Here is a 16,449-nt window from a genome sequence, read left to right on the forward strand (position 1 = left end):
CGGCACGGTCGATTGGGAGATCGATTGCACAGCTAACTGCTGCGCTGCTCGAGACGCTGGTCGAGGCGCTGTTTGAGCCGCTGCGGCACCAGCACCGGCAAGCGCAACAGGAAGCCGCAGAAGAGCCGCAGATGCATCCACGACAGCAGCAGGTTGTCGCGCAGGTAGTTGAAATGCGATACGCCACCTTCGTCGGCGCGGAAATAGCGCACCGGCGCTTCGATCCTGATGGGCCGCACGCCTTCCCAGCACAGACGCACCGCCGCTTCCGGATCGAAGTCGAAGCGCCGCATCCACACATGGCGGCTCATCACCTCGCGCAATGGCTCGACCGGGTACACGCGAAAACCGTAGAGCGAATCGCCGATGCCTGACCACAGGGTTTCGAGGTTGGCGCAGGCGTTGGACAGACGCCGCCAATATACGCGCAACCAGGGCGCTTTCGAATCGAACTTCGGCAAGCCCAGCACCATGGCGCCGGGGTGTGCCTGCGAGGTGGCCATGAAACTCGCGATCAGATAGGCGGGGTGCTGGCCATCGGAATCCATCGTGAGAACGTGCGTGAAACCGAGGCTGGACGCTTGTGCAAGTCCGGTCAGCACGGCCGCCCCTTTGCCCTGATTGTGCGGCAGCACGATTACGCGCAAGCCCTCGTCGTGTTCGGCCATCGCCTGCAACCGTTGGGCACTGTCGTCCGTGCTGCCGTCGACGATCACCCAGACAGGGTTCCAGTTCTCGCGCGCACTGCGCACGGTCTCATAGACCTTTTCGCCGGGGTTATAGCTCGGAATCATGACCACGTGGGTCGACGATGGACGGAGTGTGCGCATGGCAAACAGCAGGTTGAGTGCGGCTAGCGGATGCGATGGGTCGCCACGTACGCAGCGAGCGCGCCGAGCGTCGCGAAGATTTTCTCGTTGTCCGGGTTGTCCGAACGCAGTTCGAAGCCGTACTTCTTCGAAATCAGCAACGCGATTTCGAGGATATCGATCGAGTCGAGTCCGAACCCTTCGCCGTATAGCGGAGTGTCGGCCGTCACCGTGTCGAGTTGCACGTCTTCGAGATTCAGTTCGCCGACGATCATCGCGGCCAGCTCTTCTTCCAGTTTATTCATTGCCTTGGTGTGCCGGAGATCAACGCCAGTGGAAGGGGTGCAGAACGGCCCGTATCGGGTCCCTGCGCCGCTCCTCCTGGCTGGCGCATGGGCAGGCCCTCTAACCCCGTCGCAGCGGCGATCTGCCCGCTGTCTTCGAGTTTGTAAAGTGTGGGGCGATTCTAGACGAAGCCATCCCCGGTCGTATACGGGCAAAGGGTTACATGAAGTTTTGGGCCGGCATGCGTCTTTTGTAAGGCCATGAAAGGCAAAACCCGTCGCGGACCTCGCCCGGGACGGACGGTACGCTAGAATTGCGCCCGCCGCGTGCGCGGCCGGGGTCAAACAAACAGTTACAAAAGCGGGTGCGAACCCCGTGTGCCCGGGCGGGTCTTTAAGAGGTCTCCTGCGGGAATGAAAAATGCGTGATGACGGGTATGCCGAGGACAAACGGCAACCATTCATGTGATGAAAGAACCGGCCAGGCGTCGTGCAAGACAGCGGACGAACTGGCTTTAAAAATACCCCTACTTATGCAGCACATTGTCCTTATTCCTGACTGGTATCGCGGGGCGAGCGCGCCGGCGGCTCGTCGAGGGAGGTCGTCGTGGCTCAGCTAAAGCGTATCGTGAGCGGCGCGGCGACGGTCGGCGTGATCGCGGCATGCGAGCTCGGCACGCACTACGCGGCTAGCACGCCGGGCGCGCAGGGCTTCGGTCTGGCCGTCGTCCTCGCACCGCTTCTGTTGCTGACGTTGGCCGCCGCGGCCCGCTCGGCGCAGCGTGCCTGGATGCTGCCGGGCTGGGTCTGCGGCTGCGTGGCGTTGTGGTTTGCGCGCGCGCCGCTCGTGCGTCACTTCGAATGGGGCGCTTATTTTGAGCACCTCGCCGTCACCCTTATCATGGCGTTCGCATTCGGGCGCACGCTCGCGGCCGGCCAACGCCCCCTGTGCAGCCAGTTTGCCGCGCTGGTGCATGGCAAGCTGACGCCGGCCATTGCTCATTACACCCGCCGGATCACGGTTGCGTGGACCGCGTTCTTTCTGGGCATCGCGGCCCTCTCGACACTGCTGTTCGTTGCGGCGCCGGTGGTTGTGTGGTCAACCTTCGCCAACTACATGACGCTGCCGCTGGTGGCCGCGATGTTCGTCGCGGAACATGCATGGCGGCGCGTCGCGTTGCCGGATGTGCAGCGTCCCAGCATGGTCGCCACGGCGCGCGCCTACCGGCATACGATGCACGGCCGGGCCGGACGCGCACAATGAATCCGGTTCAACCTCCGCGCAGCCTTGAATGGCGTAGCGCGGAGCCACGGTAACTGCCCTGACTGACGTTATGCCGAGCTTTCCTTTGTTGTTCCACTCGTCGTCTGCACAGACGATTGCCTGGCGCGACGGCACGCCGGTCTCCGTACGCGAGTTTCTCGCCGACGTGGCGGCCCTCGCGAAGGCACTGCCGGCCGGTGGCCATGTGTTCAACATGTGCACGGACCGCTATCGTTTCGCGGTCGGCCTTTGCGCGGCCCTGGTAGCGGGCAAGATCAGCCTGCTGCCTTCCGCGCATACGCCGGAAGCGGTGCGCCAGCTGGCGTCGTTTGCTCCCGATACTTTTTGCCTGCACGACGCCGCCGACTGCGCCGTGGAGTTGCCGCGCTTCCGGTTTCCGTTGGCAGGTATTGCTGCGCAGTCCTGTGGGTCTTCCAGCAAGGATTCCTCTGCTGGTTTAGCGGACTCCGCGCCCCTCTTCCCCGCTGCCGCAGAAACCGTCGTGCCGCAAATCGACGCGACGCGTGTCATGGCTTATCTGTTCACCTCCGGTTCGACCGGCGCGCCGGTCCCGCATGGCAAAACATGGGGTAACCTGGTGCAGTGCCTGCGCACCTCGGCGGACCGTCTCGGCCTGTTCGGGATGGGTGCCTGCACGCTGGTCGGCACGGTGCCGCCGCAGCACATGTACGGTTTCGAGACCACCGTGCTGCTGGCGTTGATCGGCGGCTTTGCGTTCAGTAACCGCCAGCCGTTCTATCCGGGCGATGTCGCCGCCGAACTCGCTGCCGTCCCGCAGCCGCGGGTGCTGGTCACTTCGCCGGTTCACCTGCGCGCGTTGATGCTGTCCGACCAGGCACTGCCGCCGGTCTCGCTGATGTTGTCCGCGACTGCGCCGCTCACGCAGGAACTCGCGCGCACCGCCGAGGCTCGCATCGGCGCACCGTTGCTTGAGATTTATGGCAGCACCGAAAGCGGCCAGATCGCAACGCGCCGTACCGCGCAGGGAGCCGCCTGGGATCTCTATCCGGGTATCAGCCTGGAGACGCGGCGCAGCGGCGATGCTCAAGGTACGAGCGGAGAAAGTGAGGGTGAGCCACGAGACGGCGACGCTACGGTCTGGGCGTCCGGCGGCCACCTCGAAGCGCCGTTACCGCTGGGCGACGCAATCGAACTGCTCGATGCCGGCCGTTTTCTGCTGCATGGCCGTAAGGGCGATCTCATCAATATCGCCGGAAAGCGGACCTCGCTGGGTTATCTGAATCATCAGTTAAACGAAATACCTGGCGTGGTCGATGGTGTGTTCTTCATGCCGGACGAACCTGCCGCTGCGATTGCGGACACCGCCGACACCGCGGGCACTTCGGGCATCACCGGCGCAGGGCGCAGCGAGCAGGTGACGCGTCTGACGGCGTTTGTGGTTGCGCCCGGCCTTACGCCCGCCGGTCTCCAGCGTGCGCTGCGCGAACGCATCGACGCCGCATTCATGCCGCGCCCGCTGTACTTCGTGGATGCGCTGCCGCGCAACGCAACGGGCAAGTTGCCGCGTGATGTGCTGACGGCGCTAGTGGCTCAACAGGCTCAACAGGCCCAATCGACGCAACAGATGCAAGGGATGCAACAGGCCCGGAAGGCACCACACGCACGGCACGCGCAACCGGCAGCCGCTGCGTCGTCCGCAAGCCCGGCCGCCGGCGCGAGTGCCGCCACCTCAACGATTCGCTTCACCATCGCCCCCGACCACCCTGCCCTCGCCGGACACTTTCCCGGCCAACCGATCGTCCCCGGCGTGGTGTTGCTCGACCACGCCATCAGCGCCATCGGCACCGCGCTGAACCGGTCGCTCGATGCCTGCCGCCTGCGTTCCGCCAAATTTCCAGGTCCGGCTACACCGGGCACGCCGCTCGATCTGAGCTTCGGGATCACGGCGAGCGGTGCCATCCGCTTCACCATCAACGCCGCAACCCGCGTCGTGGCGAGCGGCCTGCTGGCTGGCACGGAGCCAGCCGCCCCGGCCACGCCAGTAGCTCCAGCAACCGAGGCGGTGTGCTCATGAAACGCCCCGCCTGGACCCAACGCAAGGAGCGCAGCAACATCCCGCTGATGCGCTTCATGACGTGGCTGTCGCTACGCCTCGGCCGGCGCGTAAGCCGTATCGTGCTCTCGCCCGCCAGCGCCTATTTCATGCTGTTTTCCCCGGCCGCATGCAAAGCGTCGCGTGCTTATCTGACGCGTGCCCTCGGACGGCCGGCGACCTGGCTCGACGTCTGGCGGCACCTGATCGTGTTCGGTGCGACCATCCACGACCGCATCTATCTGCTCAACGACCGCTTCGACCTGTTCGACCTGCGCGTGCACGGCAGAGAAGTCATGCGCGACACGCTGGCCGAAGGACGCGGCGCGTTCCTGATGGGTGCGCATCTGGGCAGTTTCGAAGTCATGCGGGCGCTCGGGCGTACCCAGCCGAATCTGCGGGTCGCCATCACGATGTATGAGGACAACGCGCGCCGGACTAACAAGATCCTTGCGTCCATCAACCCGGCGGCGAAGCAGGCCGTGATCGGCCTGGGACAGGTGGATTCGATGCTCAAGGTTCGTGAGCATCTCGACACCGGCAGCATGATCGGCATTCTCGCCGACCGCACCATACTGGGTGACGCCCGCGATTCAATGCGCTGGGTCGATTTTCTCGGCGCGCCCGCGGCGTTTCCGCTCGGACCGCTGCATATGGCGGCCATGCTCAAACGCCCGGTCATCTTTATGACCGGACTGTATCGCGGCGGCAACCGCTACGATATTCACTTCGAAACGCTGGCGGATTTTTCCAGGGTAGAGCGCGGCAAACGCGGCGCCGAGGTGCAGGCCGCCTTGACGCGCTACGCGGCATTGCTCGAAAAACATTGCCGCGCTGCGCCGTACAACTGGTTCAACTTCTTCGATTTCTGGCACGCCGAGCCGATTCCCGACGGCGCAGCCGCGAGTGGACCGCAGACCGTTGCTGCGACGAGGGTCGAGGTCGAGACCGCGCCCGAAGTGGCGGCCACGGTGCAAACTCAGCCACGCGGTGAAGCCACGGCCGAACCCGTCGCCCGGCAGGCGAGCCGGAGGCTCGCGACACCGTTGGCGTCCAGCGCCGATCTCACCGCGATCAATACGACGATCACCACCACGAGCAGGAATACCTGACGCATGACTGCAGCCCGCCCACTGCCCCGTGTTTCCCTGCACTGCCGGCTTCGCGCGCTTGCCGCGCTACTGACGCTTGCCAGCGCCTGCTGTGCCGCCGGCGCCGCCAACGCGGCCAGCACCGACACCACGAGCTGGAACCTCGACCGTCTGATGTCCACACTGGGACAGAAAAAATCCGGGCGCGCGAGCTTCGTCGAAACGAAGTATCTGTCGATCGCCAGCGAGCCCGTGACATCCTCAGGCGAACTGACGTTCACGGCACCGGACCATCTGGAAAAGCGCACGGACAACCCGAAGCCGGAAGACCTCGTGGTCGACGGCGACAAGCTGACGATTGCCCGCAACGGCCACAAGTACACGCTCGCGCTGACGCAGTACCCGGATCTGTCGGCTTTCATCGAAAGCATTCGCGCGACTTTATCGGGCAACCGTTTCGCGCTCGAGCAGGTGTATAAGGTGGCGGTCACGGGAACCGGCGACGACTGGACGCTCACGCTCACCCCGCTCGATTCCCGCATGCTGAAGACGATCAGCACCATTACGCTGACGGGTACGCGCGACGTTCTGCATACCGTCGCGATCCAGCAGGCCGACGGCGATCATTCGCTGATGCGCCTGCAAAACGACGCGGCCAACTGATGCGCGAGCAGTCTGTCGGCGGTACATCACCAGGTGGCATGGGGCGGCTGCTGCGACAACGCGCCGTTCTGATATGGCTCGTGTTTTTGCTGGCCTGCGCGGTGGTGATCAGCCGTACGACGTTCACCGCCGACCTGTCCGCTTTCCTGCCGCGCTCGCCGAGCGCCGGCCAGCGCGTGCTGGTCGACCAGTTGCGCGACGGCCTGGTGTCGCGGCTGATTCTGGTGGGTATCGAAGGTGGCGATCCTGCGACCCGCGCGGCGCTCTCGCGCAACATGGCCGCCAGCTTGCGCGGCGACACGCAGTTTGCCTCGGTAAACAACGGCGAACCCGTCAGCGAGACGCGCGACCAGCAGTTCATCTTCCAGCATCGCTATGTGCTGGGCCCTGCGGTGACGCCGCAGCGTTTCTCCGCAGACGGCCTGCATCAGGCGCTCGGTGACAGTCTCGATCTGCTTGGCTCATCCGCGGGCATGTTCACCAAGGAGCTGCTGCCGCACGATCCGACCGGCGAAGTTGCCGCGCTCGTCAACCGGCTCGATAGCGGCGCGCAACCGAGGTCGCAGGAAGGCGTGTGGGCCTCGCGCGACGGCAAGCGTGCGGTCATGGTCGTGCAGACCACCGGAGCCGGCTCCGACACCGACGCTCAGGCCCGCGCCATGGCCACGCTGCAACAGGCTTTCGATGCCGCGAAGCGAAGCGTCCCGAATCCGTCCGCGTTCCGCCTGGTAATGACCGGGCCGGGCGTGTTTTCCGTCGAGACGCGCGACAACATCAAGCATGACGTTGCCCGCCTCTCCGTGGTTAGCCTCCTGCTGATCGTAGCGTTGCTGCTGGTGGTGTACCGCTCGCCCCTCACGCTCCTGCTTGGTCTGCTGCCGGTACTGTCGGGCGTGGCGGCAGGGCTCGCCGCAGTCAGCCTCGCGTTCGGCACGGTGCACGGCATTACGCTCGGCTTCGGCACCACGCTGATCGGTGAGGCGGTCGATTATTCGATCTATCTGTTCGTGCAGTCTTCGCGCGCGCAGGCTCATGGTGCCTTGTCTGCTGCTGTTTCTGCATCCTTGCGCGAAGATGCGACGCTGCGCAACTGGATTGCCGTCTACTGGCCAACCATCCGCCTCGGCATGCTGACGTCGGTCTGCGGGTTCGCTTCAATGCTGTTTTCAGGCTTCCCGGGCCTCGTGCAACTGGGCGCGTATTCGGTCGCGGGCCTGGTAGTGGCAGCGCTCGTCACCCGTTTCGTCCTGCCGCATCTGCGCGGCGCGCGTTTCGCGATTCGCGACGTCGCCCCGCTCGGCGCAAGACTCGCCACGCTGACCGCCGCCGCACCTCGTCTGCGCTGGCTGCTGGTCGCGTTGCTGGTGGCGTCGGTCGCAACGCTGGCTTTTCATCGCCAGCATGTCTGGAGTCACGAACTGTCCGCGTTGAGCCCGGTGTCGGCACAAAGCCAGGCGCTCGACGAAAGCCTGCGGGCCGATGTCGGCGCGCCCGACGTGCGTTTTCTGGTGGTGATCTCGGGTGCGAGCCAGGAAGCGGTGCTGGAAGGCGCCGAGAAGGTGTCCGCACAATTGCAGCCACTCGTGGACAAGGGCGTGCTGGCGGGCTACGAGAGTCCGGCGCTGTATCTGCCAAGCGTTGCCGCGCAGCGCGCGCGTCTCGCCAGCCTGCCGTCCGCGGATGAGTTGACGGCACGGATGCGCGAGGCCGTCGCCAATCAGGCTATCAGCGTCAAGCCGGAGGCGTTCGCACCGTTTATTGCCGATGTCCAGGCGGCCCGTCAGCAGCCGTTGCTGCAGCGCGCGGATCTGCGTGGCACTTCGATGGCGCTCGCCGTCGACGCTCTCCTGACCGAACGCGCAGGCCGCTGGAGCGCGATGCTGTCGCTGCGCGCACCGGATAGCGTGCAGAACGCGGGGCATGCCGCCGCCCCCGACGAACCGAGCCTCGACGCCGCCACGATCGGCGCCGCGGTCGCACGCGCCCAGGTGCCGGACGCGCTCTTCGTCGACATGAAGGCAGAGGCCGATCGCCTCTACATCAACTACGTGCGCGAGGATATTCATCTGTCGCTCGCCGGGCTCGGCGCGATCGTCGTGCTGCTGCTGATCGCGCTGCGCTCGCCGCAGGCGGTGGTCCGCACGCTCGCGCCGCTCATCGCCGCCGTGCTGGTGGTTAGCGCGGGCCTCGCGCTGGCGGGCGAGCAACTGACTATCCTGCATCTGATCGGGATGTTGCTGATCGTCGCCGTGGGCTCGAACTATGCGCTCTTTTTCAACAAGCCCAACCGTGGTTCGACAGGGGGCCTAAGTATTGCCCCGCAAACTCTGGTTTCACTGCTGATTGCCAATCTCGCGACCGTGGCGGGCTTCGGACTGCTGGTGCTCGCCCGTGTGCCCCTGCTCAAGGCGTTCGGTTTGACCGTGGGTCCGGGCGCAATCCTCGCCCTTTTGTTCTCGGCGATTCTCGCACCGGCCATCACGCGGGGTGACGCGACCGAAACAGCAGAAACAGTCGAGCCACTCGAAGCGGCCGCACGCCGTACTGGAGAGCGCGTATGAATTCGACGACACCACGCACGTCATCGCCCTCGCGCACCTCGTATGCAGCGCCTGGCGTCGCGCGACGCTGGAAGCCGTCGCCTTTTGTCACCGGCTCGGCCGCGCTGCATGTCGGCGCTGCGGCAGCGTTCCTGGCACAGCCGGCGCTCTGGCCTTGGGCGATGGGGAGTCTCGTCACCTCGCATCTGGCGCTGGTAGCCGCTGGTTTGTGGCCGCGCAGCACCCTGCTGGGCCTGAACTGGACTGCGCTGCCCGAAAGCGCCGGCAGACAGATCGCGCTGACCATCGACGACGGACCCAATCCCGAGGTCACGCCGCGCATCCTCGACCTGCTCGACCGTTACGACGCCCGCGCGACGTTCTTCTGCATCGGCGATATGGCGCGCCGCTATCCGCACTGCGTCGAAGCGATCGTGGCCCGCGGCCATGCCGTGGAGAATCACAGTCAGCGGCATCGTCATAACTTTTCGGTGACGGGACCGCGTGCCCTGGCGCGCGAAATCGCGGCGGCGCAACAGACGTTGACCGACATTACCGGGACGCGGCCCCTCTTCTTCCGGGCACCAGCCGGATTGCGCAATCCGTTCCTCGAACCGGTGCTGTGTGGGCTCGGGCTGCATCTGGCGAGCTGGACCCGGCGCGGCTTCGATACCCGCACGCGCGACGCCGAGGTGGTGGCGCAGCGGCTGCTGCGCGGGCTCGCGCCGCGCGACATCCTGCTTGTGCACGACGGCAATCCGGCTCGCGATGCACACAATCAACCGGTGGTGCTTGACGTATTGCCTCGCGTGCTCGGAGCCGCCGCGGCTGCGCAGTTGCGTTGCACAACGCTGCGCGCCGCAATCGCACCGGGAGCTGAAGATGCCTGAGATGCCGGATAGCACGAGCCTGCCGTTTGCTACCATTGACGCAAGGACTTCGGCGTCATCGGCCGGCCCTGGGTTGGCACAATCCGCCCGGGCCGTTCCATCGAACCGTAACAGGACCGAACCGTCGTGAAACCTCTCCTGCTCACGCATTTCACCGCCACGAGTTGTGCCGGACGCGGCCTCGACGCCACGCTCGCCGCGCTACGCGAGCAACGCGGCGGGCTCGCACCGTGCCGCTTCGAGCGCGCGACGCTCGACACCTGGATCGGCGAGGTCGAAGGCGTCAATGACGAGCCGGTGCGCGCCGACCTGCGCGACTTCGACTGCCGCAACAACCGGCTCGCGCAACTCGGCCTCACGCAAGACGGCTTTGCGCAGGCTGTCGCGGCGGCAGCGCAGCGTTATGGCGCAGAGCGTGTCGGCGTGTTTATCGGCACCAGCACGGCTGGCATCCTCGAGACCGAACTCGCGTACCGGCAGCGCGATCCGCAAAGCGGTGCCCTGCCCGCCGGGTTTCACTATGCCGAGACGCACAATCCCTATTCGTCCGCCAGCTTCGTGCGCACTTATTTTGCGCTGAAGGGTCCGGCGCTGGTCGTTTCGTCGGCATGCTCGTCGGGCGCCAAAGTGTTCGGCTCGGCGCGCCGCATGCTCGCCGCTGGGCTGATCGATGCGGCCGTGGTGGGCGGCGTCGATTCGCTGTGTCTCACCACGCTGTACGGCTTCAACTCGCTCGAGCTGCTTTCGAATGGTCCCTGCAAGCCTTTCGATACTCATCGCAGCGGCATCTCGATCGGCGAGGCCGCGGCGTTTGCGCTGCTCGAGCGCGTGCCGGATGGAGACGACAGCGCAAGCGCTCCGCTTGCCGACGATGCGATCCTGCTCGCCGGCATCGGCGAATCGAGCGATGCGTACCATATGTCGTCGCCGCATCCCGAGGGACTCGGCGCACGCCTTGCGATGGAGCAAGCCCTGGCGAGTAGCGGGATCGCTGCGGCCGGAATCGACTACATCAACCTGCACGGCACGGCGACGCCCAGCAACGATGCCGCGGAAAGCCTCGCGGTCAACGCGCTGTTCGACGGTACGCCCTGCAGTTCCACCAAGGGGGCGACCGGCCATACGCTCGGCGCGGCGGGAGCGCTGGAAGCCGTCATCGCCGCACTGACGTTGCGCGAGCAGTGGCTGCCCGCCGGCATCAACACGAGCGAGGCCGATCCAGCGCTGGGTCTCAACTATCTGCTGACGAGCCGGCCGGCCAGCCTGCGTAGTGTGCTCAGCAATTCATTCGGCTTTGGCGGCACCAATTGCAGCCTGCTGTTCACCCGCGGGTTCAGCCATGCGGATCAAGCATCTGACGGGACTAGCGGAAACAACGGGAGGGCAGCGTGATGATTCCCTTGAGCGCTGTCATTGAAAGCGTCGGTTTGATAGGTCCGGGCCTTGCCAGCTGGGTCGAAGCCCAGGCCGTCCTTGCCGGCCGCGCGCCTTACGAGGCTGCGCGCACGGTAGTGCCGGCACCGGCCAGCCTGCCCTCCGCCGAGCGGCGCCGCACCGGCACCAGCGTTAAACTCGCCCTCGCGGTGGGCCATGAAGCGGTGGCGGCAAGCGGCCGTGATGCCGCCTCGCTTGCCACGGTGTTTTCGGCATCGGGCGGCGATGGTCAGAACTGCCATGCAATCTGCGAGACGCTCGCGAGCGACGACCGCAAGCTCTCGCCCACCCGTTTCCACAACTCGGTCCATAACGCGCCGGCCGGCTACTGGAGCATCGCGACACGGGCGATGGCGCCGTCCAACGTGCTGTGCGCGTACGACGGCAGTTTCGCCGCGGGCCTCCTCGAGAGTCTTTGCCAGGTGGCGGTCGATGGGGTGCCCACGCTGCTGATCGTCTTCGACACCGAGTACCCGGCACCGATGCGCGACGTCCGGCCGGTCCCCGACGCTTTCGGCGTGGCGCTGCTGCTCTCGCCGGTGCAAGGTGCGGATGTGCGCACAGCCGCAGGCACGAATGCAAGCGCGCTCGCGCGCATCGACGCACGGCTCACCGACACGCCCGCCAGCGTGCTTGCCGTGCCGGAGTTCGAACAGATGCGCCGCAGCAACCCCGCCGCCCGCGCCCTGCCCTTGCTCGAAGCGTTGGCGAAACAGCGCCCAGCGAGCGTGGTACTCGATTATCTGCAGGACGTACAGCTTCAACTCGATATCACTGTGCCGAACGGTTCTAGCGAGTAGATAACGCCATGACTTCAACCCTGCCGCTTTCACCGCCGCTCGACCGCGCGTGGATTGCCACGAAGATCCCGCATAGCGGCGCGATGTGCCTGCTCGACCACGTCGCGGAGTGGGACGCCGACCATATCCGCTGTATGGCCACCAGTCATCTTGACGTGCATAATCCGCTGCGTGCGCACGGACGCCTCGCGGCGGTGTGTGGCATCGAGTACGCTGCCCAGGCAATGGCCGTTCATGGTGCGCTGCTGGGCGCAGCCGGACAGCAACGTCCGCGGGCAGGTTTTCTCGCCAGCGTGCGGGAAGTCGATGCGCAGGTGGCGCGCCTCGATACGCTGGATGGCCCCTTGAGTGTCGAAGCCGAGCGCTTGAGCGGCAACGAGAATAATATTCTGTACCACTTCGCATTGCGGTGTGACGAGCGCCTGCTGCTGACAGGCCGCGCCGCCGTCATGCTCGATGCAAGCGGTGCTCTTTAGTGTTTCCTTGTTTTGCCCTTGATCTGTCTTTCAACGGCCGGGGCTCGCGTCGAGCCCCGGCGTTACTTCAGGACCTGTGTGATGAAGAAGCTCAGCGCGCTGACCGCGCTTATAGCAGTGACATTTGCCACGCTCACTCCGATGGCCCATGCGGACGTCTCCGATGCCGCACATCAATTCAAGAGCGACGTGAAGACCGCTGGAAAGGAAACCGGACACGCGTTCCGTGATGCCGGTCATGCGGTTGCGCACGGGGCGAAGGCAACGGGACACGCAGTGGCGCATGGCGCGAAGACCGCCGGGCACGCAGTCGCGAACACGACGAGCCACGGGTATCACAAGACCAAAAACTGGGTAAAAGAGAAGACCTCCTGACCGGTTTGCGTCGACTTCGGCATAGGCATAGGCATCGGCACGGGCGCCCTCGTCGCCCTTACCCTCTCCCGCATCAGCGCATGTTCCCCGTATGACCTAGCGAGTAACGTCCCGGCTGCGGCCACACCGTCAAGCCATGCGGTTCCATGCCGACCGGAATCAGATGCATGGTGCCCGAGGTCGTGTCGATCGCGTACACCACATCGTCGAAGCGGCCCGACAGCCATAGCGTCTTGCCGTCCGCGCTGACGTTGCCCATGTCGGGACTGCCGCCACCGGGAATCGGCCACGTGACCAGCACCTTGCGCGTGGCAAAGTCGAGCACCGAAATGCTGCCCGGGCCATGTCTGGGCCCATGCACACGGTTCGAGCCGCGGTTCGAGATGTACAGCTTCGTGCCGTCGCGGCTCGGATACAGCCCATGCGTTCCGATACCGGTATGGATGAAGCCGACCTTGGTAAAACTATCGCCGTCGACCACGAACACGCCATCGGCCATCATGTCCGCCACGTAGAACACCTTGCCGTCCGGCGAGATACGGATGTCCTGCGGCATGCCCTTGGCGTCGAGCTGCAGATAGCCCAGCACCTTGCGGTTCACCATGTCGATTTTCGCCAGCTTGCCGCCGAATTCGCAGGTAAAGAGCGCGTATTTGCCGTCGATCGAAAAGTCCGCGTGGTTGATGCCCTTGCACTCCGGCACTTCGAGGCTCGACTTGAGCGCCATCGTGTGAGCGTCGCGGAAGTCGAGGCGGGCGCGCGCCTCGGCCACTACGATTGCTTCCTTGCCGTCCGGCGTGAAGTACATGTTGTAGGGATCGTCGACCATGTCCTCCTTGCCCGGCTTGCCGGTTTTCGGATCGATCGGCGTGAGGCTGCCATCGAGCCGGCCCTCGGCGTTATTGGCGACCCACAGCGTCTGCAGATCCCACGAGGGCACCACGTGCTGCGGACTACGGCCGACTGGAAATCTGTCGACCACCTTGAAGGTGGCCGGATCGATCACGTAGACATCGTTCGAGCGCAGGTTGGGCACATAGACGCGTGGCAGCGCGCCGGTCACGGCGGCGCTCATGCGATTGACGCCCGCCTCGCTGTACAGGTTGCCCGCGTTGATCACCGGCGGCATACCCGCCACGGTCGTGACGGCGGGCGCTGCCGACGCCGCGAGGCTAGTCATCCATAGTCCCGACAGGACCACCCCAACCAGCGACACGAGCTGCATCCAGCGACCGGAACGGTAAGCCATAGCGATGAACTCCATGAACGAGCGGCATATAAGGGCAACGCAAGGACAACGCGGACAACGAGGACGAGGCGACAGACAATGCCATGCACAACGCACGCACCTCAGTGCCCCGCCGTATCTTTCCTGATTGCTTCCACAGTGCGCGACACGATTGCGTCGATGCCCTGCTGACCGAGCTCGGCGGTCGCGCGACGCGGATCGCCGCCGTACACGCCATCGGCGGCCCCTGGCTTCGGGCCGCTGCGCAGCTTATCGAGCCGGACCATTTGCGGCGCCACCGCGAGCAGCAGCGACACGTCTGCGAGTCCCGCATGGGTGCCGATCTCGTCGTCGTGAAAGCCATGCTCGCGCAGAATCGCGTTGAAGCCGTCCGAACTTGTGCCGTAGTACTCCGGCGGCACGAAGGCACGCGTCGAGGTGCCGGCCCACGACTTGTTCAACTGCGCGACGACGTGCTTGAGATCGTTCTGATAACCGCCGTGGTCGCCGAGAAACACGATGTTTTTAAAGCCATGCACAGCGAAGCTGTTGGCGGCGGATTCGAGCATCTTTTCGAAGACGTCGTCCGGAATCGTGATGGTGCCCGGAAAGCGCATGTGCGAAGTGGGCGGCGCATAACCACCCTCCGGCACATAAGCCACGATAGGCGCGACGAGCGCATTGCCGAGTCCCTGCGCGATGCGTTGCGACAGCACCGCGACGCGCGCGTTGTGTTTGCCGAGCGCGACGTCGGGTCCACTTTGCTCGGTGCCGCCGATGGGAATGATGATGGTTGTCTTGCCTGCCGCCACCTCGTCGCGTACCTCTGTCCACGTGAGGTTTTCGAGGAACACGGTTTTCGGCGCTTGCGCGAGAGCGGTCTGGGTGGCGATCAGCAACACGATCGCGGCGAGCGTTCGCTGCGGTGAGAAGCGCATGAGGCGGCCCTGTCCCGGAAGATTGACGACGCTTGTGAGTATATCCGTCGCTCGTGCAGGCCGAGAGGCATTTACCGAAACGGGTGGTTCTCGAAACAGGACCTTGTTCAAGGGTTATCCCTGGTGTTTCAATTCCACCAAACCTTTCTTTTTGCTTTCTTTATTCTTTCAATTAAGGTTAAATTGAGGCCTTCGTTAAGCACGAGGAGACCTCAAATATGTCGCACTTCATGCAGGGCGCGGTGACGCTAGGTGGTTGCATCGGCATGTTCACGCTGATGGTGACCATGATTGAAATGCTGAAGGGATAACAGCATCGGCCTTCAGCCCGTGGCATCTCGCCACGAACTGAAGGCCGGCCACCCGCCATCAACTACAGGTTACGACGCTCCACCTGACACCGGCGACGGATTGCGTTCCGCGAAGCCTTCCTGATGCCAGTACGGATACACGGGACGCACTGCGCTGGCGGCATCGAGCTTCGCCATCTGTTCGGCCGTCAGATTCCAGCCGACGGCGCCGAGATTCTGCCGCAACTGATCTTCGTTACGCGCACCGATCAGCACCGTCGAAACCGTGGGACGTTGCAACAGCCAGTTCAGCGCAATCTGCGGCACGGTCTTGCCGGTTTCGGCCGCCACTTCGTCGATCGCGTCGAGCACGCGGAACAGATATTCGTCCGGCACCGGCGGACCCATGTCAGCGGTTTTATGCAGGCGGCTCTTTTCCGGCAACGGTTGACCGCGTTTCAGCTTGCCGGTCAGACGCCCCCAGCCGAGCGGACTCCACACCACCGCGCCCAGGCCCTGGTCGAGTCCGAGCGGCATCAACTCCCATTCGTAGTCGCGTCCTACCAGCGAGTAATACGCCTGATTCGCGACGTAACGCGGATAGCCATAACGGTCGGCCACGTCTTGCGACTTCATCAGATGCCAGCCGGAAAAATTCGACACGCCGGTGTAGCGGATCTTGCCTGCCCGCACGAGATCGTCGAGCGTCGACAGCACTTCCACGACTGGTGTTTTGGCATCGAAGCCATGTAGCTGGAACAGGTCGATATAGTCGGTCTGCAGACGCTTCAATGCTGCGTCGACAGACTGGATCAGGTGAAAACGCGACGAGCCGACACTGTTGGGCCCATCGTCGAAACGGAAGGTGGCCTTGGTCGAGATGATGACCTTGTCGCGCTTGCCCTTGATCGCTTCGCCGAGCACGGCTTCGGACGAGCCTTTCGAATAGATGTCGGCGCTGTCGAACATCGTCACGCCCGCGTCGAGACAGATATCGATCAGACGGCGCGCTTCGGCGACATCGGTTGCGCCCCACGCCTCGAAGAATTCGCCCTTGCCGCCAAATGTTCCCGTGCCGAAGCTGAGCACCGGAACCTTGAAGCCGGACGCGCCCAAATATCTCTGTTCCATCGAATAATCTCCGTAAGGTTGCTTCGCATTTGCTGCTCGCTTACTGCTCATGTGCTGCTGATGCGCCGCCCGATGGCCACGCATTTTCCATCCTGCAACAACAGGGCTCGAGTCTACGCGCGTCCGCCGGATCGCGTCGGCGACGCCGGCAGCCTTGGGGAG

The 16,449-nt window shown here is 64.5% G+C and carries 15 protein-coding genes; 10 read left to right on the forward strand and 5 right to left on the reverse strand.

The annotated features are described in order from the left end of the window. Positions 1 to 32 precede the first annotated feature (32 nt). Complete coding sequence (locus P3T17_RS04980; RefSeq protein WP_074264580.1) at positions 33 to 830, reverse strand: glycosyltransferase family 2 protein; 798 nt, start codon at positions 828 to 830, stop codon at positions 33 to 35. 23 nt (positions 831 to 853) lie between these two features. Continuing rightward, the gene (locus P3T17_RS04985; protein ID WP_074264581.1) at positions 854 to 1,114 is read right to left on the reverse strand and encodes a phosphopantetheine-binding protein; all 261 of its coding nucleotides are present in this window, start codon (positions 1,112 to 1,114) and stop codon (positions 854 to 856) included. A 586-nt stretch (positions 1,115 to 1,700) separates the two neighbouring features. Between P3T17_RS04985 and P3T17_RS04990 the strand changes: the two genes are divergently transcribed. The 10 genes from P3T17_RS04990 (at position 1,701) to P3T17_RS05035 (ending at position 12,700) form a co-directional block, all read left to right on the forward strand. Next, positions 1,701 to 2,357, forward strand: coding sequence for a hypothetical protein (locus P3T17_RS04990; RefSeq protein WP_429405066.1), 657 nt, complete (start codon positions 1,701 to 1,703; stop codon positions 2,355 to 2,357). A 70-nt stretch (positions 2,358 to 2,427) separates the two neighbouring features. Continuing rightward, positions 2,428 to 4,413, forward strand: a complete 1,986-nt coding sequence (locus P3T17_RS04995) for an AMP-binding protein (protein ID WP_429405067.1) — start codon at positions 2,428 to 2,430, stop codon at positions 4,411 to 4,413. After that, positions 4,410 to 5,543, forward strand: coding sequence for an acyl-CoA synthetase (locus tag P3T17_RS05000; protein WP_429405069.1), 1,134 nt, complete (start codon positions 4,410 to 4,412; stop codon positions 5,541 to 5,543). Before P3T17_RS04995 ends, P3T17_RS05000 begins: the two co-directional genes overlap by 4 nt. Positions 5,544 to 5,546: 3 nt before the next feature. Then, positions 5,547 to 6,185 carry an outer membrane lipoprotein carrier protein LolA gene (locus tag P3T17_RS05005; RefSeq protein ID WP_429405071.1) on the forward strand — a complete coding sequence of 213 codons (639 nt, stop codon included), beginning with the start codon at positions 5,547 to 5,549 and terminating at the stop codon, positions 6,183 to 6,185. Beyond that, on the forward strand, positions 6,185 to 8,746 hold the full coding sequence (locus tag P3T17_RS05010) for an MMPL family transporter (protein ID WP_429405073.1): 2,562 nt from the start codon (positions 6,185 to 6,187) through the stop codon (positions 8,744 to 8,746). The genes P3T17_RS05005 and P3T17_RS05010 overlap by 1 nt, the downstream gene beginning before the upstream one ends. After that, positions 8,743 to 9,615: a polysaccharide deacetylase family protein gene (locus P3T17_RS05015; RefSeq protein WP_429405075.1), complete on the forward strand. Its 873-nt coding sequence runs from the start codon at positions 8,743 to 8,745 to the stop codon at positions 9,613 to 9,615. The genes P3T17_RS05010 and P3T17_RS05015 overlap by 4 nt, the downstream gene beginning before the upstream one ends. A 126-nt stretch (positions 9,616 to 9,741) precedes the next feature. Beyond that, positions 9,742 to 11,007: a beta-ketoacyl-[acyl-carrier-protein] synthase family protein gene (locus P3T17_RS05020; protein ID WP_429405077.1), complete on the forward strand. Its 1,266-nt coding sequence runs from the start codon at positions 9,742 to 9,744 to the stop codon at positions 11,005 to 11,007. Further along, the gene (locus P3T17_RS05025; protein ID WP_429405518.1) at positions 11,007 to 11,849 is read left to right on the forward strand and encodes a beta-ketoacyl synthase chain length factor; all 843 of its coding nucleotides are present in this window, start codon (positions 11,007 to 11,009) and stop codon (positions 11,847 to 11,849) included. Before P3T17_RS05020 ends, P3T17_RS05025 begins: the two co-directional genes overlap by 1 nt. An 8-nt stretch (positions 11,850 to 11,857) precedes the next feature. Beyond that, positions 11,858 to 12,325 (forward strand): hotdog family protein, encoded by a 468-nt coding sequence (locus P3T17_RS05030; RefSeq protein WP_074264589.1) that lies wholly within the window; start codon positions 11,858 to 11,860, stop codon positions 12,323 to 12,325. Positions 12,326 to 12,406: 81 nt separating this feature from the next. Then, the gene (locus P3T17_RS05035; RefSeq protein WP_074264590.1) at positions 12,407 to 12,700 is read left to right on the forward strand and encodes a hypothetical protein; all 294 of its coding nucleotides are present in this window, start codon (positions 12,407 to 12,409) and stop codon (positions 12,698 to 12,700) included. Between the two features lie 73 nt (positions 12,701 to 12,773). Here the strand turns inward: P3T17_RS05035 and P3T17_RS05040 are convergent, their stop codons facing one another. The 3 genes from P3T17_RS05040 to P3T17_RS05050 all read right to left on the reverse strand — a co-directional run bounded on the left by P3T17_RS05040 (position 12,774) and on the right by P3T17_RS05050 (position 16,287). Next, entirely contained in the window at positions 12,774 to 13,880 is a 1,107-nt protein-coding gene (locus P3T17_RS05040) for a hypothetical protein (RefSeq protein ID WP_429405520.1), read from the reverse strand. 170 nt (positions 13,881 to 14,050) lie between these two features. After that, the gene (locus P3T17_RS05045) at positions 14,051 to 14,866 is read right to left on the reverse strand and encodes a creatininase family protein (protein ID WP_074264592.1); all 816 of its coding nucleotides are present in this window, start codon (positions 14,864 to 14,866) and stop codon (positions 14,051 to 14,053) included. A gap of 380 nt (positions 14,867 to 15,246) precedes the next feature. After that, positions 15,247 to 16,287, reverse strand: a complete 1,041-nt coding sequence (locus P3T17_RS05050; protein WP_429405079.1) for an aldo/keto reductase — start codon at positions 16,285 to 16,287, stop codon at positions 15,247 to 15,249. Between the last annotated feature and the right edge of the window lie 162 nt (positions 16,288 to 16,449).

Origin of the sequence: Paraburkholderia sp. GAS82, from assembly GCF_050436285.1 — a bacterium.
Lineage (GTDB): Bacteria > Pseudomonadota > Gammaproteobacteria > Burkholderiales > Burkholderiaceae > Paraburkholderia > Paraburkholderia phenazinium_B.